Below are 26,049 nucleotides of genomic sequence, written 5' to 3' on the forward strand. Positions count from 1 at the left end.
ATTCCAACATGTAGTTACCATGACATGTAGAAAGAGACTAACGTTTCCCTTTAAAGGTCAATCAACGGTGACGATATAAGAGGTGAAGTGAAATTAAAAACAAGGAGATGAATATATGAATTGGTTTAAGAAATCACCTTCACCTTCCTTTGACGCGCTCATTGAAGTCGAACGCACTCATGTCATATTGAATGTTCCAGCATCTTTACATGAACAATTACGTCTAATCGGTCTACACGCCATCGATTTACAAATTGCACGAGTCATCCGCGAGGATGTTTCCCGTTGGATGCCGAGCATGGTCGATGCGTTCTACGAGGAGTTAGTCCGGGTTCCGTCTCTCCGTCAGTTGATTGAAAAACATTCGACACTTGAACGGTTGAAAGGCACCCTCGCTCGGCACATCTTACAAATGTTCGATGGTCAGGTGACAATGGACTACATCGAAGCCCGGCGCCGGATTGCTGAACGGCATGTTCGGATTGGTTTGCACAATAAATGGTACATCGCTGCCTTCCAGAAAGTCTGGAACGTTCTCAGTGAGAAGATTGACGACAGTGCTTGGCCGGAAGCAGAGCGTGTCCGAATCATGCGGGCAGCGGGAAAACTATTCAACCTCGAACAACAGATCGTCATGACGATGTATGAGGATCAAATCGATGAAGAACGCCAAGCGATCGCGACAGCAAAACAACACGTCGGGGATGGCGTTCAAAAATCGACCGAGGAACTCGCTGCGATGAGTGAGGAGTCGTCAGCAAACTTCCAAGAGATTGAACGGCACGCTAAACACGTCTCAACGACGACAAACGCGATTTCGATCCAGTTGACGGAAGCGGTCAGTGAAGCAGAAGCGGGTGTCGTCCTGGTTGAAGAAGAGACACGGCGCTTTGAGCATGTCGTTGCAGATTTATCACGGACGACCGAACAAGTCGCTGAACTGTCCCGTCTGTCGCAGGAAATCGAACGGATCGCTGGGATGGTGACGACGATTTCTGATCAGACGAATCTACTCAGTTTGAACGCCTCAATCGAAGCGGCACGTGCCGGGGAGATGGGACGCGGGTTCACCGTCGTTGCGCAAGAAATTCGGAAGCTTGCCGAAGAGAGTAAACAGTCGGCAACAGAGACGTCGCTCATCGCCCAAGAGATTACGCAAAAGATGCTCGTCGTCTCAGAGCGGATGGGAACGACGGAGACAGCGGTCGTCCGGACGACGACAGAGATGCAACAAGTCGTCCGTGCCTTTTCACGGATTTCGGAACAGACCGACAATGTCTCGCGGCAAATTCATGAACTATCGACTGATACGAAGGATGTCGCCGGCACGATCGAAGGCATGCGTAAGATTGCAGAAGCGATTGCTGAGACAGCGGATGATTTACAAGAAGTCGCCGCGACCCTCTGATTTAGTCCTCCTTTCCATGTGAAAGGAGGACTTTTTTGACGTTTTATGGAAAAATAAAGTTGGAGGTGTGAAAGGTTTATGGTGCAGAGTCTATTATTGATTGTTTTATGCTTTTTCGCTTTGATCGGACATTACCTGACGACAGGGGAACTTGCTCCACGTGAGTTGTATGGATTACTTGGTTTAACGGGCGTCGCTTTCTTGATCGGTGGAGTCGAATGGTGGCAAATCCGGCGTGATTTGCGTTATCGTGGACGAGAGGCAGGGGTGTCCGTTCACTTAGCGGACCGGGCGACCCAAAAGACGAATACGGTTTTTCTCGCGCATGAACAATGGCTGACGTTCTCACGACGTTATGCCACGTGGTGGCAGGCGATCCTTGTGCGCTTCAAGAAGTTTGAATCGTTTTTCCTCGATGTAACGTTCGACGGAGAAGGAACCCTTCTGCAAATTAAAGAAACGAGAACGGAATGGCTTCGCAATACGACACATTTCGTGATTCGTAAAGATGGACGTGACGTCGGTACAATCCGTACCGATCCGGCACTTCGTCAGCAATTGCGACTACAAGAAGTCTTACTCGTCTCGTATGCCGGTCAGGAGTATCAAATTCGTTCCTCAACAGTCAAAAGAAAGATCGGCGTTTATCAAAACGGGGACTGCATTGCGACGGGTTCATGACACGGGGCGCAACTTGACTTTGATTGTGAGACGAATATACGTCTAGTAGCTGTCGCAAGCATGATCGTCTTTCGACTTGTTTATTCAAAATGATTTTATTTCAAATACCTTATTGCTGTTAAAATAAAATGAATCGGTTTCAAGGGAGTACGGCATTACATACTAAACGGCTCCGATTACGAAAAATCCGACTGGCTGATACGGAAGCGATGTTTAGAACGGATTGTGGAACAATGGAAATGGTAGCGAGGCATTAGCTGCAGTCCTTGTCTTTGGTTTTCAAGAATTGCTCCTTTATAAGGTTTCAGTCGCCCATAATATCGATAAAGCTCCAGGAGGAATCATGCAGAAAGTCGGTATGATTCAAGAAGGACTGTATGGGTGATGATTCGCAATGCGACTGGAAAATATAAGGATTGTGCAATCGATGGGTTGCTTCGTGAAACATATGATCTAAAAAGAACGAATAACGAATGAGGTGTGATACGTTGCAAGAAATGACACTGTATCGGAATTTTAACGAACTGGCAGATGATGTATTGGAATTAGCGAAAGAGATTCTACCTGATCAATTGTTATATTTAACGACGATCGAAGAAAACCAACAGATGATTTTACGACTCTCAAATGATCATCAACGAATCGAGATTCGAGCAGGACAAGTGTTTGAGATGGAAAAGACACTTTGTCGTCACATCAATTTCGAACAGAACGAACCCATCTGGTATGAGTCCATTAGCGATGACGAGCGCTTAGAAGATATGCAGGACGCATTAAAAGCGTTACAGATCGAGTCCTATCTCGGGATTCCAATCAGTTTAACGAATGGTCAAACCTTTGGTACGTTGTGCGCTGTCCATGATGAAGCAAGTCGATTCGAAGAGAAGAGCATTCAACTTCTCCAACGGATCGCGAAACTGTTTTCGTATTACCTTGAGCTCGAACAGTTTGCTTGGAAGGACACGCTAACACAATTGTATAACCGACGTTATTTGACGAGACAGTGGGAAACGGAACAGCAACATTCCGGTGCGCTGTTTTATCTTGATCTCGACGGATTTAAGCAAGTGAACGACGTGTATGGGCATGAGACCGGCGACAAAGTCTTGATCGACGTCGCGAAACGACTACAGGATAGTACACGTTCTTATAAAGACGCGTTTTCTGTCCGGATCGGGGGAGACGAGTTCTTGATTCGTTTCACCCATCAGAAGACGAAAAAGGAGTACGAACGAATTGCGCAGCAGCTCCTTCAGAAACTTGGAACATGGCAGACGCCATATGCTGTCTCGACCAGCATCGGGATCGTGCTGTTTGATGATGAAACCATTACGCTAAAAACGATCATTCAACAGGCAGACCGTGCGTTATATGCCGCAAAAAAAGACGGTAAGAATACGTTTCGTTTTGCGGATGCTGTCTCACAACGCATCCAATAATCAACGAAAAAACGCGATGTTTCCTCACAAGGAGGAGCATCGCGTTTTCAATTAACCGGTCTTTCGAATCGATTCGAACAAGCGTCCCTTATAGACATCAGCGATCGTATTGAGGAACGTCTCGCTCAGTTTTTTCGGGAAGAACGGTTTTGCATAGACATACTGGTAGGCTTTCTTCAAATCATCCCATTGTGTACACGGTTCGGTTTGACGGAACCTTGCGACATCGATGATCCGTGTTCCATTTGCCGTTAACAAAATATTGCGTAGATGAATATCTGATGGATTAAGACCTACGGCGCGTGCCTCTGCTAGCGCTGCATCGACTGTCGTTAAGACGGATTCTGGAATATAGGTCCCGCTGACGAGGCATTCGAATAACGTTTGTCCCTCAATGTATTCGAGCACAAGGTAATCGGGTCCATATTCGAACATCCTCGCATACGTCGAAAACGTCGTCAGTTGTTCATAAATGCCGCCTTCTAACTCAGCGAGAGGACGAAATGACGGATAGAACTTCTTGATGACGCGGTCGGTGCCACGAACCCGGAATACATAGGCGCTACGACCGGTGCCGATCCAGTCGAGCTCTTTTGGGAGATGTTCGATCGTACAGACCGGACCCGTTTCTTTCAACTGAATCAAATCGGCTAACTCAGCGTCTGTCTTCACTGTTGCCACTTCCTTTCGCTCTGCTTGATCGTATGTTCATTATACGCTCATCTGACGGGAAAAGTTTCAAAAATCATTCGTGTGTGAAAGTTTTGAACATTTTGTGATATGCTAAAAATGCTACACTGTTACATACTTCAAGGGGGTCTCTAATCATGTCAACGACACAACAATGGCGCGACCATTTTGATGGTCTTCGCGCATACGAAGAAGCCGTCGCATTACTATACTGGGATATGCGGACATACATGCCGGATCAAGGTGCAGCGAACCGTTCCGCTTCAATCGGATTCCTCTCAACAGAGAGCTTCCGTCGCCGGACAGGAAAAACGTACCAACAATTACTGGCAGCGATGGAGCAAGAGACGCTGACGGGCATCGAAGCGATCTCGTTCGCGAAAGCAAAAGAAGCATTCGATCGCGACTCGAAGATTCCAGAAGCCGAGTATCAAACGTTCATCACGTTGATTTCGGAAGCCGAGAGTGTCTGGGAAAAGGCGAAGGACGCGAATGATTGGTCGATGTTTGAACCATATCTCGAGAAAATCGTCGCGATGGAACGCCAGTTTGTTGAGTATTGGGGTTATGACGCGCACCCGTATGACGCGCTCCTGCATGACTATGAGCCAGGGATGACGGTCGCAACACTCGATCCATTGTTTGCGGAACTCCGTCAAGCAATCATTGGTTTGCTCAGTCAGCTCGAAGGAAAAGACTTCCCGACGCTTGATTGGTCAGCGGACCGCAAGACACAGATCGCCTTGAATCAAGAATGGCTCCGTGATATCGGTTATGACTTCACGTCCGGTCGATTGGATGAGACGGTTCACCCGTTCCAAACGACGATCAACCGGAAGGATGCGCGGATCACGACGAAATATGATGAGAACGACTACCGGAACTCCGTCTTCGGCACGATGCATGAAGCCGGACACGCGACGTATGAGCAAGGTATCGAACCGGAACTCGATTCTCTCGGTCTCGGTGAAGGTGCTTCGATGGGGATCCACGAATCACAATCACTGTTCTTCGAGAATTTCATCGGACGTAATCAAGGCTTCTTATCAGCACGTTATCATGGTCTACAACAAGCAATCCCGTCGCTTGCTGATGTTCCGTTTGAACGCTTCTACGCAGCGGTCAACGAAGTCAAGCCGTCACTCATTCGGATCGAAGCCGATGAATTGACATATGCCCTTCATATCATCATTCGGTATGAGCTTGAAAAGCGCCTGATGACGAAAGAACTCGAAGTGAAGGATCTCCCGCAAGAATGGAACCGTCTCTATAAAGAGTATCTCGGCGTCGATGTCCCGAGTGACGATAAAGGGGTCTTACAAGACGTCCACTGGTCAGGAGGCTCGTTTGGTTACTTCCCAAGTTACGCGCTTGGTCTCGTCTATGCAGCACAATTGAACGAAGCGCTTCGTCGTGACGTCGAAAACGTCGATGGTCTGATTGCAGCTGGTACACTCGCACCGATCAAAAGCTGGCTGAAAGAAAACATTCACCGTCACGGGAAATCGAAGACACCGGCTGAACTGATCGAAGCAGCAACGGGTCAATCGATCTCGGTCGCACCCCTCGTCAACTACTTGACGAAGAAATACACGCGTGTCGTCGAGGCACTCTGATGTTATGGTTTGCACACCGCGGCGTCAGTGACCGTTTTCCGGAGAACACGCTCGAAGCCATCGCTGCTGCGATTGAAGACGACGTCGATGGGGTCGAGTTCGATGTCCATTTCTCAAAGGACGGTGTCGGTGTCATCATTCACGATGAGACCGTCAACCGGACGACGAACGGGAAGGGGCGCGTCATCGACATGACGGTTGCCGAACTGCAGGCGCTGGATGCTGGAGCACGATTCAAAGGGGAACCAATCAAGACGAAGATTCCGACGCTTGACGAAGTACTCGCAATCCTTGCACCAGTGACCCTGCGGCTCAACATCGAGCTGAAGACGGATACGATCCGCTATGACGGGCTTGAAGCGTATGTCCTTGAACGCTGTGCAGCGCACGGCATTTCGACGGATCGGTTGTTGTTCAGTTCGTTCAACCATTATTCGGTTGCTCTGATTCGCAAGCTTGACCCGAGCGTCGAGACGGCGATTCTGTATCCGTATCCGATCTATCATCCGGAAGAACAAGCCCTCCGGATCGGTGCGACAGGGATTCATCCCGATTACCGACGCGTGACGGAGGCGGATGTCGCGTTCGCTCACGCAAAAGACGTCACGGTTCGGGTCTATACCCCGAAGACGATCGACGATGTCCGTCAGATGCAAACGATCGGTGTTGACGCCGTCATCGTCAATGATCCAAAAGGAATGCGCGACACACTCGAAGGATGAGGAGGAGGAAGGGATGCGCAAGGAATACGTATTCGTCATCAGTTTGTCGCTCGTCGCTTTATTCGTCGGTCTCCAGCTCGGCTTTGCCCGCTTGCCGGAACCAAAACCGAAACAAGTGACGACGACACCGATGCGCCCTGCGGATTATGAGGCAGGACTTGCATCAGCGAAACGTGAATTGAAGCAGATTCAGCGCTTCACCTTGAAAAGCACCCTTCCTGCTAATGGAACGACGGTGACTTGGATCTATGAGACCCCATCCGATGAACGGATTGCGGTCGATTGGTACTATGTTGAGAGTTACCCGGAAGCTCAAGTCCAGATGACACGTAATGAGACGTCCCGGATCATCTCGTATGAACGCTACTTGATCGTCATCCGACCAATATACGGGACGGTCGTTGATAGTGAACTAGAACAGTTCGCGCTCCGCTTTACAGGTTATTTCACGACACAACAATAGGGGGAAAACGATGTCAGGTAAAATCATTCTCTTGATTGGTGGATCGGGCAGCGGAAAGTCTTCCCTAATCAAACGTCTGCGGACGGAATACGCACACGTCCGGTTCATCCCGTCCGTGACGACACGACCGAAACGTCCGACGGAAATTGATGGAGCAAGCTATCACTTCGTCGACGTCAAGACGTTCCAGCAACTGATCCAAGAGAACGGGTTCATCGAATACGCCCATGTTCACCGCGCGTGGTACGGAACACCACGGCAAGCGTATGTCGATGTCCTCGAGCAGGATCAAATCGTCATCAAGGACATCGATCCAAAAGGAGCAGCAAACTTTAAACGTCTGTTTGGTGACCAAGTCATCACGATCTTCGTCTCGGTCCCACCCGATTTGATGAAGGAGCGATTGTTAATGCGCGGTGATACACCGGAGTTCGAAGCGCGACTCGTCGATTACGAGGAAGCGTGGAAAGACCGCGATCACTACGATTATATGATCGAAAACATCGATTTCGAAACGGCGTATGCCGATCTGCTTGAGATCATTGCCAGCTATATCCCACAGGCATGACGAAGAGGACGCAAGTAAGCGTCCTCTTTTTGTCTTCAGAAAGGAGTCTTCATGCTACCAGATCATCCATTACTGACTGATATCGATAGCGTTAGACGGCTTACCGGACACTCGCACCAAGCCGTCTGGTCCGTCAAGACGGCAACAGCACACTACATCGTCAAGGTCGTGACGGACCCATTAAGTCGTCAGTTTGAACGTGAGACGGCTTTAATGATCCCAGAACAAAAGGGAATTTCTCACGCCTTACCGCTAGCGACCGGACGGACTGCGACGACCGCGTACGGCATTTATCCATACCTACCCGGACGAACCGTTCGAAGCGTGCTTCTCGAGTCACCAGAATTAGCCCCTCGACTCGGTCAGGAGGCAGGGCGAGCATTGAGATGCATTCATGACGTGATAGCACCGAGCGGGACGGCGGCATGGAAGGAACGTTGTCAGGCGAAACATGACCGCTATCGCGCAGCGGTTGATGGGTTGCTTGAGCCAGAGTGGATCGAGAGACTCGATCGGTTCATCCTTTTGAGGCTCTCCCTTTTAGCTGAGCGTCCGAATCAACTGCAACATGACGATGTCCATCTTGATAATCTTCTTGTTGAGAATGGACATCTCTGTGCCTTCCTCGATTACGGGAACCATGATTACGGCGATCCGTGGCATGACTTCGTCAAATGTGGGTTGTTTCAAGTCGAGACGAGTCCCGTCTTTGCCCGTCACATGATCGATGGATACTTTGAGAACGAAGTACCTTCTAACTTTTGGAAAATCTACAGCCTCTATATGGCGATGGTCGTCTTCTCGTCTCTCGTCTGGGCAAAACGGTTCGATGTAGACGGATTGGAGGCAATGCAACGACGTGTTCAGCGGATCATCCGAGACCACGATGGGTTTCAGTGTGAAATACCGCTTTGGTATGAGAGGCAAAGCCATGACTAAAAAAATGGATTCGTCTCTCACTTGAAGAGAATCGAATCCATTTTTTTGAGTGGACCTTTAAATGAAAAGGGAGATTACCATTCGAATCCTTCTTCACTATACTTGCCGTTCGAATTGAAGAACCGTTCTTCTGTTTTACCGTTTACCGTATTCGTATAAATCACGTAGACGTCGAGATGATCGTTTTGATCCGCCATCTTCTTAGCGGCTTTCTTAGCATCCGCTTCAGTCGTATATGTTTCTGACTTACTTGCCTTGCCGTGTTTTTCTTGCCCTTGTTCTTCATAACCTTCTACTGTCCATACTTTTTTTGATGACATCATTAACTTCCTTTCCTGCCAAAAGCGAGTCCGCTTAGCTGTTACATTATGCTGTGCGAACCAATCCATCGTCAACTGTTGCTTTATTCCGTGTCGATCTCGTCCAAATGATCGGCATAATAACGAAGTGCCCGGTTAAATGTCTGAATCGAGGCGTCCGACGACGTCGCAGCAAGACTCTTGAGTAACCGACCGACAGCCTGATTGACTTGACCAAGGTTGTACTCCGTCATCGCGAGGAATGCTTGTAAGGCGTGGGCGTCTGGAAATTCAAGCAACGCGCTTCGGAAAACGCTTGATGCTTCTTTGAACTGACCGATGACGCGGTATGTACTGCCGAGCCCGATATAAGCTTGCAAGCGGTCCTCACCAGCAAGACCGAGCGCAAGTGCTTGTTCATAGTAGGGGACAGCAGCCTGTTCCTCACCAAGACTATCATGACACCAGGCCATCTGATAGAGGACCGTCGGATCGTTAGGGGCTGTTTCGACATACTGACGGACGAGTTCCTTTGCTGCTTCATACTGCCCTGTCTTTCGTAAGTGTTGCACTGATTCGAAATCAAACATCGTGTTTCCTCCTAATCGATTACTAAAAAACGGATCCGATCGCTTTTGACCGGATCCGTTCCATCGAACAGCTTAGACTGTTTTTTCAAGCTTCGTTAAGAGCGAACGGAACAACTCCAGTTCCTGATCCGAGAAGTCCTCAAAGACGTCTGCAAGGTAATCCATCTTCATCGACTCGAGTTTTTCGTAAAGCTCGATGCCTTTCGGTGTTGCTCGCAGTTCGACGACACGACGATCGAGCTCGCTCCGCTCACGTGAGATCAACTCTTTTTTCGTCAATTCGTCTGCCAGAGCTGTAATCATGCTTGCTGAAAACTGGAACTCTTGTGAGAGCGCTGAAGCAATTTGAGGACTGTTCGCACAAAGTGATTTTAAGATGAAGAACTCGTTACGTGTCAAGTAAGTCGTAAACATGCTACGCACGTCCTTTTTGATCGCGCGGTAGTTCATCCGTAATCCTTTTTCCGTATCAACGATCAACTGATCGCGTAGTGCTACTTCTAGTGTAGTTGCCATGTATCCTTCACTCTTTCTATACCGTAGTTTCTTTCACTCGTGATTTAGTATAGTGAAAAATTTTAGTTTAATCAATATTTTTCTCTTGAATCATCTGACTCGACGACACGGGCGACTTGAGCGACGATTTCTTCGACGTTACGTAACTCCGGATAGAAACGGCGGAAGAAGTAGTCAATGCGATGCGTATCTTCGCCAGCGATCGTCAATGCCATACAGATATAGGCGATCCCGATTCCTTGACGAGGCAAGAATGGGTTCGGCATGACCTTTGCACAACGTAAGGCGAGCGGACTATGTGTCGAGACCGCTTCAATCAGTTCACCGTACGTCCGGATATCGACGTAATGGAACATCCGGATCAGTTCGTTGATCAACTGTTGATCGGAATCGAGCATCATTTGTGACGTGACGAGACGTTTGTCGAGCTCGCTGATGACGGGGGAGTGGTCGATGAAATAGTTCAAGTTATCTGCCGTGATCCGGACTTGATGGGGATCAGACAAGATTTGTTGGACCGTCTCATCTTCGAATTGTTTCAATTGCTTCTTGATGTTGACGAACTCCTGATCAGCGATCTCTAGAAGTCCTGCCACTCGACTGAAGCTGCGCCGGACTTCTGCCGGGACGCTGTTCGGATTTTTATATCCGAGATCATGCTCGATCTCCGCCCAAGCGTGTTGCAGGATCGAGCGGATTTGGATCTCAGCCGTATAGTCCTTGAAACGTCCATACTCGCTCAAGGCAAGCCGCTGTTCACTGAGTGACGCGACGAAGTGGACCGAGAGGTAACCAAATTCCGTCGTATCAAGCAAGGTCGACTTATCGACCGATTGATCGCGATCGATTGCGAACTCATTCTCGATGATGCGTGCCGCTTCCCGGACATCGTCATGGAAATAAGTGACGATCCGGATCCCGGTCAAGTCATGGACGTCCTTGAGCGAACGGTATTTATTCGGTTGCCGTAAGACCTTTTGATACAGGCTCTCGGAGTCTTTCGTCCGGGCGACGATTGAGTGGTATTTGATGCCTGCCGCGTCGAGCAACTCGGACAAGAGCATCTTCAACTTGTCGGCATAGGCATCATATTCTTCCTTATCATTGACGTATTCGAGCATCATCGTATTTAAATCTTGTGATTGCACCGTTTCGCACCTTCCTCATCCTGTAGTCATCTAGCCATATTGTAGCACTCTGCTTCGTTAAACGCACAGCAAGACCCTGTTTGAAGCAGTACGATTCGTGGGAAAAAGACAAGTAGTACGTGTCCGGGAGGAGATTAATCATGGAAATAGTGGATGCCCGTGCTTTACCCGCCGATCATATGGATGTCTTGCATGTCACACCATCGTCGATCTATTTTCGACGTCGTCTTGATGACGCCCGTTACCACATCAGCCGATATGATCTTGAAGATCAAGAACAGGTCGATCTAACGCCAGAAGCCTTGACGGATCACGGACCGACCCGACCGTTCGTGCGGCACGGAAGAGTCTATTGTTTGAATGAACATACGCAAGAGCAGGGCGGGGAGACGGAAGTGCTCGTTATCGATCTCTTGTCCGGTAAACGGGAGCAGATTGCGTCGTTTTATGTCGAAGGGGATTTGACGCTCTACTGGGTGCTCAATGAGAACTATCTCGTATTCTTACAAACGACCGATACGACGTCCGCGTTTCTATATGACGTCAAGGACGAATCACGGCAGACGATTCGCGATCCACGGCTCTACGGGATGACGGAGAATTACCGGGAACTCTATTTCTTTCTCGTCACGCTCGAAGAGAAGGAGTACATCGTCTGTAACGCTCGGCTCGATGAGTTCTCGTTCTATGACGCCCTTGAAAGTGGTGTCATCTCACCAGAAGATCCGATTGATCACTCCGAAAGCTTGTTGATTGCTCCGCTGCCGACCTTGATCGAAGAAATCGAACACGGTGTCGAGCATTTATCGTTTGCGACACTATTGAAATTAGACGGGGAAGGGGACACCGTCCAATATCTCGGGGAACAAGAAGGGCATCTTATCTTTAGTGCCTATACCGATCGTCTGAACGAAGAAATCTTTTACCGGATCGATACGGAAGCGAGTGTCGAAGAGGTCGCCCGGATCCAGTGGAGTGACTATGAACCGCTTGACTTCACGTACGATGACGTTGAGTCGACGATCTTCATCGTTAATGACCGTTCCGAGCACCATCATGAAGTAATCAACTTACGCAACGGTGCCCGATTCCTTGATAAAGAACCGTTCGAACGTGTCTTACGCGGACGTTTCTATCTACACGAAGCGGTTGGAGACAACGCGGAACCAATGGTCACCGTCTATGACGCAGAACATAATGAACGCTATCGCTTCGAAGATGCCTATTATGTCACTGTGTCCGGAGAACTCGTCATCTTATCAGTCCATCAATTATAAAAGGAGCGGTTGTTCTCTGCGCGAGAGCAACCGCTATGCCTGCAAATATAAAATTATTTCACATACCAATTGTTTTTTATAAAAACAAAAAACCAGCCGAGAGTAAACCTCAGGCTGGCTAGAAATGCTACACTTATTCTGCGTCAGTCGTACGTGTGTAGACGTCGACTTGAATGTTTCCAGCAGTTGCACGTGAGTAAGGGCAGACCGTATGCGCGACTTTCGCAAGTTCAGCCGCTGCTTCTTCCGAGATCCCACGGACGAGAACATCGAGTTCGACGGAAAGCATGAATCCGTCAGCTGCTTCGTTTAATGTCACGTGTGCTGTGACTTCACTGCCATCGTGTTTGATCCCTTGTTTGCGAGCAACCATGTTCAAGGCAGAGTCGAAGCAAGCAGAGTATCCTGCAGCAAAGAGTTGTTCTGGGTTCGTTGCTTGTTTTTTCGATCCTGGTACTGGCATTGCGAGGGCGACGTCAAGGATTCCGTCCTCCGATACGACGCGTCCGTCGCGACCTCCGACAGCTGTTGCAGATGATGTGAACATTGGTTTCATGTGTGTAACTCCCTTTCGTTGTTAGATTCAAATAAGTAGCTTACAATTAGATTGTATACAATTTAAATCGAAATGCAACTCGTTTGCTCACGATAGGAGGAATTTTTTATGAACCCGTTAGCTTTAGATGAACAACTCTGTTTTCCGTTTTATGCGATTTCGCGTGAGATCACGCGTCGTTATCGTCCGTTACTTGAACCCCTCGGTCTGACGTATCCACAATATCTCGTCATGCTCGTCGTCTGGGAGGAGGAGGGACAATCGCTTAAAGCCATCGGCGAACGGCTCCATCTTGACTCCGGTACGTTGACGCCGTTACTAAAGAAACTCGAAGCAGCAGAACTGTTGCGACGCGTCCGTAAGCCGGAAGACGAACGACACATCCAGATTTTTTTGACAGATGCCGGTCGTGCGTTACGGAAACAAGCAGAGACCGTTCCGCTTGATCTCGTCCAAACACTCGACGTCGATGAAGAAGACTTACGCGTCGTCAAAGCGGCACTGAATCGTCTCGTCATGAAAATGAGCGACCCGGATTAACCGGATCGCTCATTGTCTTATTTACGGCGGAAGCCTTCTTCTTCAAGATAGTTCGCTGCTTCCTTATACGAGTTGAATGCACCGTCTAAAAGATCACCGGCGTAGACGAGCCACGTGTCGATGTCTTCATTGAGCAACGTCAATTCGAACTGGTTATCGTTGACCCATGTTTCTTCGAGTGTTTCGACCGATTGGACTGTTGAGAGTGCTTTGATTGCATCTTCTAATAAGAGAATTAAAGCAGGCTCTGAGAATTCACGGATGTTGACGAACCCTTTTTCGTCCGTTTCATAACCTGGTAGACCAGCGGCATAGACGAAGCCGTTACCGTTCGGATGTAAATGATAGACGAGATTCTTCTTCTCATACTGACTGTCCGGAAATTGGAAATTGACGCGCTTCAGCGAGACATCTTTTCGGACGAGTTGTGGGAAGGTCTCGATAATTCGTAGTTTTTCTTCAAAAGTTAACATGGTTCCTCCTTGGTGTTACAGTTCTTCACTTCTATATATGCGATGAATTCAAACAAAATGTCAACCGCTGTCTGAAACCAAGCGACGTTTTTAACCGTAAATGGAAACGAAAGGAAGTGTTTTTTGATGTCTACTGTACAATGGCATACGCTGCCAGAACGATCGATTCGAGCAGAACGGCTCGGATTGTTGCCGTTACATGGCTTAATCGCCGTCATCTTGATCGGAACGACGATTACTCAAGTCATGTGGCTCGACCTGACACCTTGGTGGATGGGCATCGTCGGTCTGCTTTGGCTGATCTATTTCATTCCCCGTATCGTCTACATACCCGTTCTTCGCTTGAAGTATATGCGTTATCGCATCGATGAGGAATTTCTCGTCGTCCGCAACGGCATCTTCTTCCGCCGCGAAGTCACCGTGCCGCTCGTCAAGGTGCAATTGATCGATAGCCAAACGGGACCGATCCTGCGTCGCTATGATTTGATCACACTGGATATTCGAACGGCATCCGGCTTCGTCACGTTAACTCGACTCGATCGTGCGCAAGGAGACGCGCTACGCACACAAGTCGAACGCTTCGCGAAACTCGAGGAGCGGGAGGAGGAATCGTTATGACCCGGCGCGTCCACCCACTGTTCATCGTGATGTCGAGTATCTCGATCATCCGCTCGCTCCTGATTCCGTTCGCCGCCTTGATTTTAAATGCGATCCGAAAAGGTGAGATCAACACCTATACGTGGATCGGGATCAGTATCGGGATTGTATTCGTCCTCTTATACGGGATCGCCTCCTGGTATTTCTATACGTTCACGATTGATGCCGAGACGATTCGGGTCCGCAAAGGAATTTTCCAAAAAAGTGAACGGACGACGCAACGTAAACGGATCGAGTCGATCGGCATTCAACAAAACGTCATCGAACGACTGTTGCGTCTTGCGACGTTGACCGTCGAGACATCGTCCGAGAGCGGAACACCGGAAGTCGAACTAAAAGGGATCCGTCTTGATTTTGCGAAAGAACTGAAGTCGTCGATCAAAAATGAGGGGCAACTCGTCGTCGAAGAACAGCAGGCGGAAGTCGCCTATACGATCCCTGTCCGCGATTTGGCATTAGCTGGTGCCTTGTCGGGACGCGTCGGACTAGCGCTCGTCGGGATCGGGACCGCCTATCAATTCATCGATCAGTTCATTGAACGTTATGTCGATCGACTGTTCTCAGAACTCGCTCATTTATCGTTGTTCGTTTTGACGGGACTTGGCGTACTCGTCTTACTCGTCATCTACATCGGCTCGATCATCGTCTATATCTTGAAATACGGTTCGTACCGTGCCGTCTTGCAACACAACCGATTGTTGATCGGGTACGGGATGTTGAACCGGACCGAGGTCGCGTTTCATGCTGATAAGATTCAAGCCCTCGTCATTCAGGAAAGCTGGATTCAGCGTTTGATCGGACGAGCGAGCCTGTCCTTGCACATCATCTCGGCGACCGGAGAGAAGGAGCGACTGTTGCTCCATCCGTTCATCCGGACGAACGAGATTGATCCGTTTCTGGCGACATATCTGCCGCGCTTTCGACAGTTCAGCCCGCAGCATGAAGTCGCACCGATCGGTTTTCGCTACCGGGTTCGTTGGCCGTTACTCGGTTATGCGCTGTTGTTTACTGCACTAAGCAGTGTCGTCATCATCGTTCTTGATTCCTCATGGCGCTTCTTGATCTTGCTTCTGTTCATCTGGTTACCGTTCTATTACTTCGCTGTGCGCAGCGGTTACCGAAAGACCCGTTTCGGAACCGGCCACGATCTCTTGATGTTACGCAAACAATGGGTCCAAAAAGAGACCGTCTATACGCCACGACTGAAAATCGAGGAATTGACCTGGTCCGTTTCTCGCTGGCTCGAAGCAAAGGAGATTGCCCGAATTCAGATTCAACTACGGGGCAATACTGCTTTTAACGCGCTTTATTTTGAACGAACGGATATCGATACCTTACAGCGCTGGTATAAACAATCGTTCCTTTCGACCCCGTTAGCAGGGGAAGTGAAAACCGACGACGAATAAGGAAAGACTCACTGTCGGAAAGGAAGCGAAGCACATGCGCAAATGGGGAATCGGCATCGTGTTGCTCGTCACGTGTCTGCTACTGTTCATCGTCTATGATGGATACCGGATGCAAGAAACATTGATCGGTCAGTCGGACGCTTCTCCGATTCTGAAGACGACGAGAACGGACGGACAGGTGACGAAAGACGAGACATGGTTCAAACAAACGAGCGAGACACAGCAATGGTCGAAGGACGGGCTCGTCCGCTTCGGTCGTTATCTACCGGTTGACGGTAGCAAACAGACAGTCCTCCTCGTCCCGGATGAGATGATGTTTTCACAGACCGGTGTTTATGCACTTGCCCGCTATTACCATGAGGCGGATTTTAATGTCTTACTCATCGAACGGCGTGGTCAGGATCGTAGCGGTGGCGTCCGGAATTACGGTTGGCTCGATCGACTGGATGCCTTGGAATGGACGAAGCGCTTGCTTGCTGAAAACGGAGACGATACACGGATCGTCTATCATGGACTCGGTGTCGGCGCATCGACCGTCTTACTCGCTTCTGGCGAGACCGTACCTACACAAGTCCGGGCGATCGTTGCTGAAGGAGCTTACGCCCGACTCGACGACTGGTTCAGTCTACTCGCGGATGAACAGATCCGTTACCCGGCACTGCCGTCTCTGACGGTCGCGAGCATGTGGAATAAAGGCGAGCAAGATTTCTTTTATGGCGACGTCTCGGTGACGCGCCAAGCAACGAAGAGTCGGGTTCCGACGATGTTCATTCATGGAATGAAGGACGACCTGGTCCCGGTTCGGATGATGTACGAGCTGTACCAAGCAAAAACGGGATTAAAGCAATTGTATCCGGTTCGTGATGCCGGTCATGACGAGACGTATACGATGGACCCGGATAACTACGAAAAACGATTACGCTTATTCCTGCAACCGTACTTGCGGGAGATGTAAAGAAGGGAAGACTGATGCATGCAGACGACACAATCATCCTACTACTGGGTCGGATCCGACGAACCATTCGTTGACACGAAGCAGATTGACCAGATTGGTCGGGTGACGCTCGGTCGATTCGGAGGCTGCTCAAGAAGCGGTCAATATAAAAACGAAGACGGGGCTGCCATCTTGATCGGCGACGATTGGGAGATGACCGTCGTCTTAGACGCTCATAAGACAGCGGATAGTGCAGCACTTGTCTTAGAGCAGTTGGCACAACACGAGTCGCGTATTCGGACTAATCTTGATGCACCACTTACGGAAGCATTCCGACGGATCGAGACGACCGTGCTGGATCTATTTCAAGACCCGGACTTTTTAGCGGCGTGTGCGATGTTGCAAGGGGAGACGGCGTGTCTGATTGCGGTCCGCAAAGGACGGTTCATCTGGTGGTTCTCGGTCGGCGACGTCGTCTTGTACCTGTTTCATCCAGAGTTGATGAACATGGGACAAGCTGCTTTAAACCAGCGTCAATTCTATGAATGGATCGGTCGTGCAAATACGTTTGCCTTACCGGTACCAAGTTACGCGCGTGGGATCCGCGAGTTGCGGCAAGGTGAGAACCAATTGTTCGTGACGACGGATGGTTTGCTTGAATGCCCAGGTACACCGTATGTCGAAGCAATGCAAATCGATAAAGCCTTACAGTCAGGGGGTGTCGAAGAACTCTTTGCGACGATTGAAGCGTTGGGCGTACGCGATAGCACGACCGTCGTCACGTGGAGGGTCACGATTGAGGAACACGCCACGCGACCAAGCGATACATAACACACCCCGCGTTCCTCTTGGAGCGCGGGGTGTTGTCATTCTATTTCAGTTGGTTGTTCCTGCTGCTGATCAAGTTCGACCGGTTCTTGGTCAACGGGTGGCTTCGCTTCAGCCAACGGGAAGGCGATGCCCGCACTTGTCAGTAAGGTGATCAAGGCGGCGCTCGTCAATGTTTGACGCATGGTTCGACACGTCCTTTCTGTCTGATTCCGACACTATATTTTAATAATTCTGAACATTCTTCATCGTTTCGTCAAGCAATCTTTTACTTCCACTACGTATTTTTCCCAAAAACCCAGTATACTTAAACATGAAAAAGGGGGAAATCGATTGAAATTAACGAAAGCCAACACACGTTTATTAGAAACCGTTTTACCACGATTGAATCTGAACGTTGCAGAACCGGACCGGACGGAAATTGAAGACCGTCTGCGGGCAGATATCTACGAAGCCCAGCGGAAGCAGCGTCCATTCGAAGAGATTCACGGTCTATCCGTCGAAGCACGCCTCGATCAGATGATCGCTGAGTTACCACAACGACATCGGATGGAGACGCAAAAACGCTGGACACGAAACTATGTCTCCTCAATTCTGATGTTCATCTTCATCGAAGGGATCGACGGATTGTTCCAATTCGCCCTGATCGATTACTTATTCTTCTCAATCATCGCTCTTTTCTTGATCGATGCGATGTCACAAGTCATCACGGCACCTAAGATCAAACAAGTCAAGTCGCGGGTCTGGATTCAATTCGTCATCAGTTTCATTTTATTCTCAACCTATAAGGCACTGCTCGTGACGGTCTTCCCGGCACCGGACGTCTTGATTCAAGTCAGCGGAATGCCGTCTTATCTCATCGGCATCGCGGGACTCGTTGGTCTCTACATCTACTGGTCAAAGAATCCGTTACGAAAACGCGGCGCATAATTCGCGAGAGGGGATGGTTGCGTGGAGTTCACACATTGGAAACGACGGTTGCAAGATCATTTCGAACGAATGGGCTTTTCCTTACTGACGGAACGCCTAGCGATGCAAGACATGGTCAAACTCGAAGCGACACATGGTGCCTTCCTGTTCTTCCCGGTGACGATTCATCTCTATGAACGGTCCGGCTGGAAGATGGTCGCGTTTGAGGCAGAGACGGGGGAGGATCCGCAACTCGTCGAGCAGCAGATTGCCTCGTTGTTCCAACTCTTGATGGTGACGTTCCAAGAAGAAGAGCGCGAGTTCTTACTCGGATTTCATGCGAATACCGGTCGTTACCTGACGGACCGTAATGCACCCGTCGGACGGCTCGTCCGTCTGATCGAAGAGTGCTGGTATGACGGTGACGTCCTGCGAGTCGACACATTCGATCCGTTTCCGGGACTGTTCGTCGCACCACCTTTCGCCCATCAAAGTTATGCCTTCATGCCGGAAGAACGGACGTGGCGCTTATCCGTCGGGCGTACTGGACGTCCGGCGAACGATTATCGTTTCGACGGAACGATTTTGTCCCCACACCGCTTACCGGAATCGGAATTATTTACTGTGACACCAAAGTCGGTACCGTTAGAGGATGAAGAGGCGATCCGAAACTTACTGGAAACGGAACGACAGACGATCGCTAAGTTCCATGATCGTGCCATGGCGACGATTCAGGCGTACGACCCATCATTTGGTTTTGCTTGGCGCGGGACGCAGACATTTTTCCACGGTGTTCCGGTCAATCCATTCGCACAGCGCTTGTGGCTCGAGAACGGCGTGACGCGTTACCGGATTCTACAACAAGGATCGACGCGATTGCTTGCTTCCGGTGAGACTTGTGACGCTGTCATCGAAATGCTCGATGCTGCCGTCAGCAGTGAAGAACCGGATGGTCAATCCGTCGGTCCGATTGGTCAACTGATCCTCGGGATTTGGCAACAGATCGAGTCGGACGAAGCAACGTATATCACGAACGTTGATTGCCGCGGCATCTCGCGTACACAAGCCGATAACCGGATCCGCCACGCGCTAGCAAGGCAAGAGACGATCGAGTGGGTGCACCGGGCACCGAACGAAGATGATATTTGTCGCTTTGCCGGTCTGACGTTGACCTTCCCGCATCGTCCACCGGGTGTCATCACGATTGAACGAACGGAAGTAGAATAAAACGAACAGGCACGTCCGCGAGCAAGCAGACGTGTCTGTTCGTTTTTTTAGTGCGCGTGCTGTGACAATCGATTAAAGACGACGGACAGACTGTAATAGATCATTGCTGTCAGAGCAGCGATCGTAAAAGAAAGCGGCAGGTCAAATGCGTCCTTCGTCGTCAAGAGAATCAGGAGACTCGCGATCACGATACCGTACACTCCGTAACCGAGGACTGTCGGCACATACGCTAATGTCGTCGATGACCGGTTGATGATCATGCCGATAAGGAAGTCGAGTAAGAAGCCGGACAGCAAGATGATCGGCAAGGTCGCTAAGACGTAAAACAAAAATGTTGAACCGAATGATTCATACATCGTATCCGATGTCCGATCTCGGAGCGGTGTATAGGATATGTATGCTAGGACGGTGCAAACGAGCGTGGTAGTCAAGATGACGGCAAGTAATCGGTTTAACATCAAGGTTCCTCCTTTATTTTCCTTTTTGAGTATATCAATCTACATCAAAAAACACACCCTACTGGAGGATGTGTTAAATGATCTATATTCCGAGTGACGCGATCAACCGTCGCACGTCCTGATCCGCTTGTTTAGGTGTTAAAATCAACAGTTGATCGTCTACGAGGACACGTGTCTGACCACGCGGCGTCAGGATTTCATCTTCACGAATGATCGCAACGACGAGCACATCCTGGGGCATCTCGATATCCTGTAACGTTCTTCCGGCAATCACACTGTTTGTCGAGACCCTGACCTCGATGATCTCCGCTTGCGGATGGGTGACGGTCATGAATTTCAGGAACGGTTCGACCGTCGTGTCGCGCTGTGTCTCTAGCCCCATTCGCCGGACGATCCACGGCAAGGCCGTTCCTTGCAAAAGAGCAGACGTCATGACGGTGAAGAAGACGATATTGAAAAGAAGCGGCGCTTCAGAAAGACCACTCGAAAGCGGATAGGTCGCGAGAATGATTGGAACGGCGCCCCGTAATCCGGCTGCCGTGATGACACTCTGTTCTTTGACCGTGTACCGAAACGGAAGCAACGACAAGACGACGGCAAGTGGACGAGCGAGCAGGATTAACGTCAGGACGATGACGGCCGAGACGAACAAGGTCCGAGGATCGAGTAATTGTTTTGGAAAGACGAGCAGTCCCAGCATGATGAACATGCCGATCTCTGCTAGATGCGACAAGCTACCACTAAATCGTTTGAGCGTCTCGCGGTAGATCATATCATGATTGTTGATCCAGATTCCGGTCAGATAGACGGCGAGAAACCCACTGGCGTGCAAAATCGTCGCGAGACCATACGAGAAGAGCGCCCCACTGAACAGAAGCGTCGGATAAAGGGCGGACGATGGCAACTCGATCCGGTTCAGCAGTTGCGTGACGAGATACCCGATCGCAAGACCAACTAGTGTCCCAAGTCCCATCTCGTAGATGAAGGAAAGAATACCCGCACCAATCGAGAACGATTCCGGTGCCAATGCAAACGATGTGAATAAGATCGTTAGAAAGACAGCCATCGGGTCATTCGTTCCAGACTCCGCTTCAAGCGTATGTTTGACCTTAGCATCGACCGGTCGTCCACTTAACAGAGAAAAGACAGCCGCCGCATCGGTTGAGCCGACGAGTGCGCCGATCAATAACGCGACCGGCCAAGAAAAATCAAGCAGATAATGTGCGACGAAAGCGATGATTCCTGTCGTTGCGAGGACTCCGATGGTCGCGAGCGACAGGGCAGCAGGGAGAATCTTTCGGAAATGCGTCCATTTTGTATGCAAGCCACCGTCAAATAGAATCAAGACGAGCGCCATTGTCCCATAGAGACGAGCTTGTTCGAAATCACCGAAGTTGATGATTCCTGAAACGTCGGACCCGGCGACGATACCGACAACGACGAATAGGATCAACGTCGGTACATTTAACCGGACAGCGAACTTCGTCGTGATGATTGCAATCAGTAATAGTGTGCCTGCGACGAACAAAATCGTACCTTCTTCCATCCCACCACCTCTTTCTTGATGACATGCTCTCTTCTTAGTATACGTTATTTTTCGAAAATTTCGAAAAATAACACCGAAATAAGGTGTATAAACGAATAGAAAAAGGAAAACTAGAAGCAGGACTAGTGCGTTCAAAATGGAACATCAAGGAGGAAGAGGGATGAACATCTGTATCGTCACGGGTGCCAATTCTGGTATGGGAATGGTCACGATTCAAGAATTACTGGAGCGGGGAGATCGTGTCATCGCGACCGTCCGGTCTCAGAAAAAAGCGACGGCACTCGTTCAACTGTTGCGGGAAAACGGTGTATCGCATACACAACTGGAAATCGAGATTGTGCAACTGGATCAACTTGACTCCGTCCGTCGTTTTGCGGATCGCCTGTTCGACATGGTGGGTCGAATCGACCGTTTGATCCTAAATGCTGGAGTCATGGTACCGCCGTATCATGTCACGAAGGACGGTTTTGAATCGCAATTCCAAGTCAATTACTTGAGTCACTTCTACTTGATCGAGCGATTGTTACCTTTACTCGAAAAAGGACAAGATCCGCGCGTCATCTCGATTTCCTCTCTCGCCGGTGAAGGCGGCTTGATCCGGACCGACGTCGAACTTGAGGCGATCGCGCACGTCAAAAAAGAACATTACAGCCCGATGCGTTCTTACCGCGAATCGAAGCTCCTGCAAATGATTCATATGCGTGAGCTAGCTGAAAAGCACGGTGACCGGATCACGTTCGTCAGCGTCCACCCAGGGATCGTCAATACGGATCTGTTCTATCGCGGCAAGTACGGCAAAGTGATGAAGACGTTACTCAAACCAGTCGCGCAAGTCGGATACTGGACCGGAAAACTTTATACACCGGAATACGGTGCGAAGACGGCGCTCTATCTCGCAACAACCGACGACCCACTTGACAACGGCGGCTATTATGCGGATTCCGCTCCTCGACTCAGCAATCCGATCGTCGAAGATGACGAGTACCGGGCACAAGCACGGAATTTGTCGCGCCGCTGGGTCGAATTATCCTGAACGCCAAAAAAACGACCGGCTCGTGGGAAGCCGGTCGTTTACCGTTGTGACGACTGGGGGTCAGATCACTCCTAAAGATTACGTTACATCGAAATAAAATTGTGGAATATGAAAAAAATCACAAAATAATGGGCAAACATGAAATCTTGAAGCAAAAAGGTTTTCTTCTCGCTTCGCATTCGTTAGGATAGAGAAGAATTTTTTTGTAACAGGAGGAATAACATGATACGACAAGCTACATCGAAAGACGTTCGAAACATCGCAACCCTACTTGAGCAAAAAGCGCTCTCCCTTAAAGCTGGTGGCAGTAGCCAGTGGTCAGCTTATCTTGAGCAAGACATCGAGCAACTCGTCGTGCGAGATTTAGAAGCCGGTCGCCTGTATGTCTTTGAGGATCAGAACGAGCTGCTTGGTTCCGTTGCCCTGCTTCCTTCGCTCGAATGGGATCAATCCTTGTGGGATGATGTAGAAGGTCTGTATATCCATCGAATCGTCGTCAGCGACCGCGCAAAAGGACGTGGAGTCGGTCGGAAACTGCTGGAACATGCGATTGCAGTGACAGAGGACGAAGGAGAAATCCTACGACTCGACTGTGTCGCTTCAAACGAGTTTCTCAACGCGTATTACACGTCTTTCGGATTCGTCCATCAAGGAACACGGGACGGCTTCTCGATTTATGAGTATGAACGCATCGAAGCGACGGCTTGAAGCGGTTCAATCAAGACAACGGTCGTTTCGTTTGGTATGGTAAGAGAAAAAGAACGGTTCAAGGAGTGATCGGATGCGATTGAATATCGGCTTCATCGGCTTTGGCAAAAGTACGACCCGTTACCATTTACCGTACGTGATGATCGAGGACAACTATCACGTCACCTGGATTTACAATCGGAAGGAAAAACCGGAGCTGTTCGCATCCTATCAGGATCGACTGCCGGATGCCCGTTTTACGACGGATGTGTCTGAGATGCTCGCTGACCCGGCACTTGATGTCGTCGTCATCAATACACCACCGGCTACCCATTTCGAATACGCGTTGCTCGCCTTGCAACATCAAAAGCATGTTCTCGTCGAAAAGCCGTTTACCGTGACTGAAGAGGAGACGAAGCGTTTATTTGCGGAAGCACATGCGCAAGGCGTCAAAATTCTCGCTTATCAAAACCGCCGTTACGACAGCGACTTCCAAGTCGTCGCCCAAATCATCCGTTCCGGAAAACTCGGACGACTTGTCGAAGTCGTCTCGCAGTTTGATTTGTTTCGTCCCGAAGCAGCGTCAGCTGATGCGCGCCATGAGAACGGTGCGCTTTACGGACTCGGCGTCCATACGCTCGATCAAATCATAGCTTTGTTCGGAAAACCGGACAAGGTCGCCTTTGATGTGCGTAGTGTTCGACTGCCGCACAATCCCGATGATGCGTTTGCGATTGATCTCTATTATCCGGAGCTCAAGGTCAGCGTCCGGACGAGTCATGTCGCACTTGCCCCGGCACCCCGGTGGATGTTACACGGCACGAACGGCACGTTCATCAAACAACACGTCGATCGGCAAGAGCTCGACCTGAAAGCGAACTACTTCCCGGGAGAAGAGGGGTTCGGTGAGGATTCGGAAGACGATTACGGTCGTTTGATTTATCATGATGAACACGGTCACTTACAAGACGTCCGGATACCGAGTCCCGTCGGTGATTACGGCAAGCTGTACCGTGCCTTTTACCGCAGTATCGTCGAAGATGCACCGCTTCCGGTGAAAGAAGAAGATACCTTGTTTGTTGCCCACCTGCTCGAACAAGCTTTTGCGCAACCGTCACCTTATATCTTGACGATCCAAAATTAAATTTTAATTTGATTGCAGGTTGATGACAACTCGACTGTGCCCATAGGCATGGTCGGGTTTTTTTGATATAAAGAACAGGTGCATTCCTTATTTTTCAGATTTTTCTAAAGAAATGTTGATTATTTTTTCAAAAAGTTGGGAATAAGGGAATGTCTCACCAAATCAAAACATAGGGGGTCTATCATGAAACGATTCTTATCCGCATTGCTCGTAGCGGTTGTCATCGTTGGCGTACTCAGCCCTTCGTTGATCGCTGAGGCCGCGACGAAGTTGACCGTGACGACGGATGTCTTACGCGTCCGCGAGAAACCGTCGACATCGAGTAAGATTCTCGGTAACGTCTACAAAGGGAACGTCTACACATCAAAGGGAACGTCCGGCAGCTGGTATAAAATCAGCTACAAATCCCGCACAGGCTACATACACAAGAACTACGTCAAATCGTCTTCGTCGAAATATACGTCGACAGGAACGAAGTATACGACGGTCGGCACACTCAACGTCCGGACGGGTGCTGGAACGAAGTATAAAGTCGTAGGACAGCTGAATAAAGGGGTTGCCGTTGCGACATACGGCACGTCAGGGAGCTGGACACGGATTCTCTACAAGGGAAGCTACCGCTATATCTCGACGCAATACGTTTCGAAGTCAAAACCATCGACGACGACGAAGCAGTTAAACGTTCCGTACTACAACCAATATTCACTCGGGTATCCATCTGGCTGTGAGTTCGTCTCGTTGAAGATGGCACTCGAATACAAGAAAAAAGCCGTTTCTGCTGCGTCACTCTATAATCAAATGCCGAAAAGCATGAAGAACGCGACGTATAAGAACGGGAAGTATTACTGGGCAGATCCACAAAAAATGTTCACGGGGAATCCAGCCGGAACGCTCGATTACTACAAGAACTGGGGCATCTATCCGAAAGGAATTCTACCTCTCGCTAAAAAATACCGCAGCGGGTCCGTTGATATCTCAAAACAAGGCGTCTCGAAAATTGAGAGTGAGATTCGTAGCGGTAACCCAGTCATCGTCTGGGCAACGGTCGATTTCAAAAATCCATACGGTTATTTCTCTTGGATTAAACCAGACGGTAAAACATTCACAGGGTACCGTAATTATCATGTCATGCTTGTGACGGGTGTCTCGAGCGGTTCGTTCTACGTTTCAGATCCATATCGTGGCAAGTATAGTGTCAGTCGCTCGCAGTTCACATCCGTTTTCAATCAAACGGGACAATATGCGTTATCTGTTCGTTAATTCCTCATCCGGTCGCCCCGACGCGACCGGATTTT

30 protein-coding genes are annotated in these 26,049 nt (G+C 49.5%); 20 read left to right on the forward strand and 10 right to left on the reverse strand.

Annotated features, from left to right (window positions below; translation table 11 throughout):
• The first annotated feature begins 115 nt into the window (after positions 1-115).
• The 3 genes from ASG02_RS04595 (at position 116) to ASG02_RS04605 (ending at position 3,528) form a co-directional block, all read left to right on the forward strand.
• Positions 116-1,408: a globin-coupled sensor protein gene (locus ASG02_RS04595; RefSeq protein ID WP_056061333.1), complete on the forward strand. Its 1,293-nt coding sequence runs from the start codon at positions 116-118 to the stop codon at positions 1,406-1,408.
• Positions 1,409-1,486: 78 nt separating this feature from the next.
• Positions 1,487-2,089, forward strand: a complete 603-nt coding sequence (locus ASG02_RS04600; RefSeq protein ID WP_056061336.1) for a hypothetical protein — start codon at positions 1,487-1,489, stop codon at positions 2,087-2,089.
• A gap of 497 nt (positions 2,090-2,586) precedes the next feature.
• A complete protein-coding gene (locus tag ASG02_RS04605; protein WP_235514014.1) occupies positions 2,587-3,528 on the forward strand; it encodes a sensor domain-containing diguanylate cyclase in 942 nt (313 codons plus the stop codon).
• 51 nt (positions 3,529-3,579) lie between these two features.
• Here the strand turns inward: ASG02_RS04605 and ASG02_RS04610 are convergent, their stop codons facing one another.
• Positions 3,580-4,200, reverse strand: a complete 621-nt coding sequence (locus tag ASG02_RS04610) for a hypothetical protein (protein ID WP_056061341.1) — start codon at positions 4,198-4,200, stop codon at positions 3,580-3,582.
• 155 nt (positions 4,201-4,355) lie between these two features.
• Here ASG02_RS04610 and ASG02_RS04615 point away from each other — a divergent pair, with 155 nt between their 5' ends.
• From ASG02_RS04615 to ASG02_RS04635, 5 genes are read left to right on the forward strand one after another with little or no spacing between them, the layout of a single operon-like run.
• The gene (locus ASG02_RS04615) at positions 4,356-5,834 is read left to right on the forward strand and encodes a carboxypeptidase M32 (protein WP_056061344.1); all 1,479 of its coding nucleotides are present in this window, start codon (positions 4,356-4,358) and stop codon (positions 5,832-5,834) included.
• Positions 5,834-6,556, forward strand: a complete 723-nt coding sequence (locus tag ASG02_RS04620) for a glycerophosphodiester phosphodiesterase (RefSeq protein ID WP_069201462.1) — start codon at positions 5,834-5,836, stop codon at positions 6,554-6,556. The genes ASG02_RS04615 and ASG02_RS04620 overlap by 1 nt, the downstream gene beginning before the upstream one ends.
• A 13-nt stretch (positions 6,557-6,569) precedes the next feature.
• Positions 6,570-7,019 carry a hypothetical protein gene (locus ASG02_RS04625; RefSeq protein ID WP_035408033.1) on the forward strand — a complete coding sequence of 150 codons (450 nt, stop codon included), beginning with the start codon at positions 6,570-6,572 and terminating at the stop codon, positions 7,017-7,019.
• A gap of 10 nt (positions 7,020-7,029) precedes the next feature.
• Positions 7,030-7,587 carry a guanylate kinase gene (locus ASG02_RS04630; RefSeq protein WP_056061349.1) on the forward strand — a complete coding sequence of 186 codons (558 nt, stop codon included), beginning with the start codon at positions 7,030-7,032 and terminating at the stop codon, positions 7,585-7,587.
• A gap of 51 nt (positions 7,588-7,638) precedes the next feature.
• Positions 7,639-8,526: an aminoglycoside phosphotransferase family protein gene (locus ASG02_RS04635; RefSeq protein WP_056061352.1), complete on the forward strand. Its 888-nt coding sequence runs from the start codon at positions 7,639-7,641 to the stop codon at positions 8,524-8,526.
• 74 nt (positions 8,527-8,600) lie between these two features.
• Here ASG02_RS04635 and ASG02_RS04640 read toward each other — a convergent pair whose 3' ends face one another.
• The 4 genes from ASG02_RS04640 to ASG02_RS04655 form a co-directional block, all read right to left on the reverse strand.
• Complete coding sequence (locus ASG02_RS04640; RefSeq protein WP_231496855.1) at positions 8,601-8,849, reverse strand: hypothetical protein; 249 nt, start codon at positions 8,847-8,849, stop codon at positions 8,601-8,603.
• Between the two features lie 80 nt (positions 8,850-8,929).
• Positions 8,930-9,415, reverse strand: a complete 486-nt coding sequence (locus ASG02_RS04645) for a tetratricopeptide repeat protein (protein ID WP_056061357.1) — start codon at positions 9,413-9,415, stop codon at positions 8,930-8,932.
• 72 nt (positions 9,416-9,487) lie between these two features.
• Positions 9,488-9,931, reverse strand: a complete 444-nt coding sequence (locus tag ASG02_RS04650; RefSeq protein WP_035408025.1) for a MarR family winged helix-turn-helix transcriptional regulator — start codon at positions 9,929-9,931, stop codon at positions 9,488-9,490.
• A 71-nt stretch (positions 9,932-10,002) separates the two neighbouring features.
• A complete protein-coding gene (locus tag ASG02_RS04655) occupies positions 10,003-11,079 on the reverse strand; it encodes a GTP pyrophosphokinase family protein (protein WP_235514003.1) in 1,077 nt (358 codons plus the stop codon).
• A 140-nt stretch (positions 11,080-11,219) separates the two neighbouring features.
• On the opposite strand from ASG02_RS04655, the gene ASG02_RS04660 reads away from it, so the two are divergent.
• The gene (locus ASG02_RS04660) at positions 11,220-12,356 is read left to right on the forward strand and encodes a hypothetical protein (RefSeq protein ID WP_056061360.1); all 1,137 of its coding nucleotides are present in this window, start codon (positions 11,220-11,222) and stop codon (positions 12,354-12,356) included.
• 133 nt (positions 12,357-12,489) lie between these two features.
• Here ASG02_RS04660 and ASG02_RS04665 read toward each other — a convergent pair whose 3' ends face one another.
• A complete protein-coding gene (locus ASG02_RS04665) occupies positions 12,490-12,912 on the reverse strand; it encodes an organic hydroperoxide resistance protein (RefSeq protein WP_023468292.1) in 423 nt (140 codons plus the stop codon).
• A 108-nt stretch (positions 12,913-13,020) separates the two neighbouring features.
• Here ASG02_RS04665 and ASG02_RS04670 point away from each other — a divergent pair, with 108 nt between their 5' ends.
• Positions 13,021-13,452, forward strand: a complete 432-nt coding sequence (locus ASG02_RS04670) for a MarR family winged helix-turn-helix transcriptional regulator (protein ID WP_056061363.1) — start codon at positions 13,021-13,023, stop codon at positions 13,450-13,452.
• Between the two features lie 17 nt (positions 13,453-13,469).
• Here ASG02_RS04670 and ASG02_RS04675 read toward each other — a convergent pair whose 3' ends face one another.
• Positions 13,470-13,925: a hypothetical protein gene (locus ASG02_RS04675; RefSeq protein ID WP_023468294.1), complete on the reverse strand. Its 456-nt coding sequence runs from the start codon at positions 13,923-13,925 to the stop codon at positions 13,470-13,472.
• A gap of 126 nt (positions 13,926-14,051) precedes the next feature.
• Here ASG02_RS04675 and ASG02_RS04680 point away from each other — a divergent pair, with 126 nt between their 5' ends.
• From ASG02_RS04680 to ASG02_RS04695, 4 genes are read left to right on the forward strand one after another with little or no spacing between them, the layout of a single operon-like run.
• Positions 14,052-14,543: a PH domain-containing protein gene (locus ASG02_RS04680; RefSeq protein WP_056061365.1), complete on the forward strand. Its 492-nt coding sequence runs from the start codon at positions 14,052-14,054 to the stop codon at positions 14,541-14,543.
• The gene (locus ASG02_RS04685) at positions 14,540-15,988 is read left to right on the forward strand and encodes a PH domain-containing protein (protein WP_056061370.1); all 1,449 of its coding nucleotides are present in this window, start codon (positions 14,540-14,542) and stop codon (positions 15,986-15,988) included. Before ASG02_RS04680 ends, ASG02_RS04685 begins: the two co-directional genes overlap by 4 nt.
• A 34-nt stretch (positions 15,989-16,022) precedes the next feature.
• Positions 16,023-16,943, forward strand: coding sequence for an alpha/beta hydrolase (locus tag ASG02_RS04690; protein ID WP_056061372.1), 921 nt, complete (start codon positions 16,023-16,025; stop codon positions 16,941-16,943).
• An 18-nt stretch (positions 16,944-16,961) separates the two neighbouring features.
• Positions 16,962-17,753: a protein phosphatase 2C domain-containing protein gene (locus tag ASG02_RS04695; RefSeq protein WP_056061374.1), complete on the forward strand. Its 792-nt coding sequence runs from the start codon at positions 16,962-16,964 to the stop codon at positions 17,751-17,753.
• Between the two features lie 35 nt (positions 17,754-17,788).
• Here the strand turns inward: ASG02_RS04695 and ASG02_RS15570 are convergent, their stop codons facing one another.
• Positions 17,789-17,935, reverse strand: coding sequence for a hypothetical protein (locus ASG02_RS15570; RefSeq protein ID WP_156358981.1), 147 nt, complete (start codon positions 17,933-17,935; stop codon positions 17,789-17,791).
• Positions 17,936-18,083: 148 nt separating this feature from the next.
• Here ASG02_RS15570 and ASG02_RS04700 point away from each other — a divergent pair, with 148 nt between their 5' ends.
• Both ASG02_RS04700 and ASG02_RS04705 read left to right on the forward strand, forming a co-directional pair.
• Positions 18,084-18,680: a hypothetical protein gene (locus ASG02_RS04700; RefSeq protein ID WP_056061377.1), complete on the forward strand. Its 597-nt coding sequence runs from the start codon at positions 18,084-18,086 to the stop codon at positions 18,678-18,680.
• A 21-nt stretch (positions 18,681-18,701) separates the two neighbouring features.
• Positions 18,702-19,886, forward strand: a complete 1,185-nt coding sequence (locus tag ASG02_RS04705; protein WP_056061380.1) for a hypothetical protein — start codon at positions 18,702-18,704, stop codon at positions 19,884-19,886.
• 47 nt (positions 19,887-19,933) lie between these two features.
• Here the strand turns inward: ASG02_RS04705 and ASG02_RS04710 are convergent, their stop codons facing one another.
• Together ASG02_RS04710 and ASG02_RS04715 are read right to left on the reverse strand one after the other, a co-directional pair.
• Positions 19,934-20,344: a hypothetical protein gene (locus ASG02_RS04710; protein WP_056061383.1), complete on the reverse strand. Its 411-nt coding sequence runs from the start codon at positions 20,342-20,344 to the stop codon at positions 19,934-19,936.
• Positions 20,345-20,426: 82 nt separating this feature from the next.
• On the reverse strand, positions 20,427-21,890 hold the full coding sequence (locus ASG02_RS04715) for a potassium/proton antiporter (RefSeq protein ID WP_056061386.1): 1,464 nt from the start codon (positions 21,888-21,890) through the stop codon (positions 20,427-20,429).
• A 160-nt stretch (positions 21,891-22,050) separates the two neighbouring features.
• Between ASG02_RS04715 and ASG02_RS04720 the strand changes: the two genes are divergently transcribed.
• The 4 genes from ASG02_RS04720 to ASG02_RS04735 all read left to right on the forward strand — a co-directional run bounded on the left by ASG02_RS04720 (position 22,051) and on the right by ASG02_RS04735 (position 26,014).
• Entirely contained in the window at positions 22,051-22,923 is an 873-nt protein-coding gene (locus ASG02_RS04720; RefSeq protein WP_035408008.1) for an SDR family NAD(P)-dependent oxidoreductase, read from the forward strand.
• 222 nt (positions 22,924-23,145) lie between these two features.
• Positions 23,146-23,631, forward strand: coding sequence for a GNAT family N-acetyltransferase (locus ASG02_RS04725; RefSeq protein WP_056061389.1), 486 nt, complete (start codon positions 23,146-23,148; stop codon positions 23,629-23,631).
• 73 nt (positions 23,632-23,704) lie between these two features.
• On the forward strand, positions 23,705-24,754 hold the full coding sequence (locus tag ASG02_RS04730; RefSeq protein WP_056061392.1) for an oxidoreductase: 1,050 nt from the start codon (positions 23,705-23,707) through the stop codon (positions 24,752-24,754).
• 183 nt (positions 24,755-24,937) lie between these two features.
• Positions 24,938-26,014, forward strand: a complete 1,077-nt coding sequence (locus ASG02_RS04735) for a C39 family peptidase (RefSeq protein WP_056061399.1) — start codon at positions 24,938-24,940, stop codon at positions 26,012-26,014.
• Positions 26,015-26,049: the final 35 nt, after the last annotated feature.

Source organism: Exiguobacterium sp. Leaf196 (genome assembly GCF_001423965.1).
GTDB lineage: Bacteria > Bacillota > Bacilli > Exiguobacteriales > Exiguobacteriaceae > Exiguobacterium_A.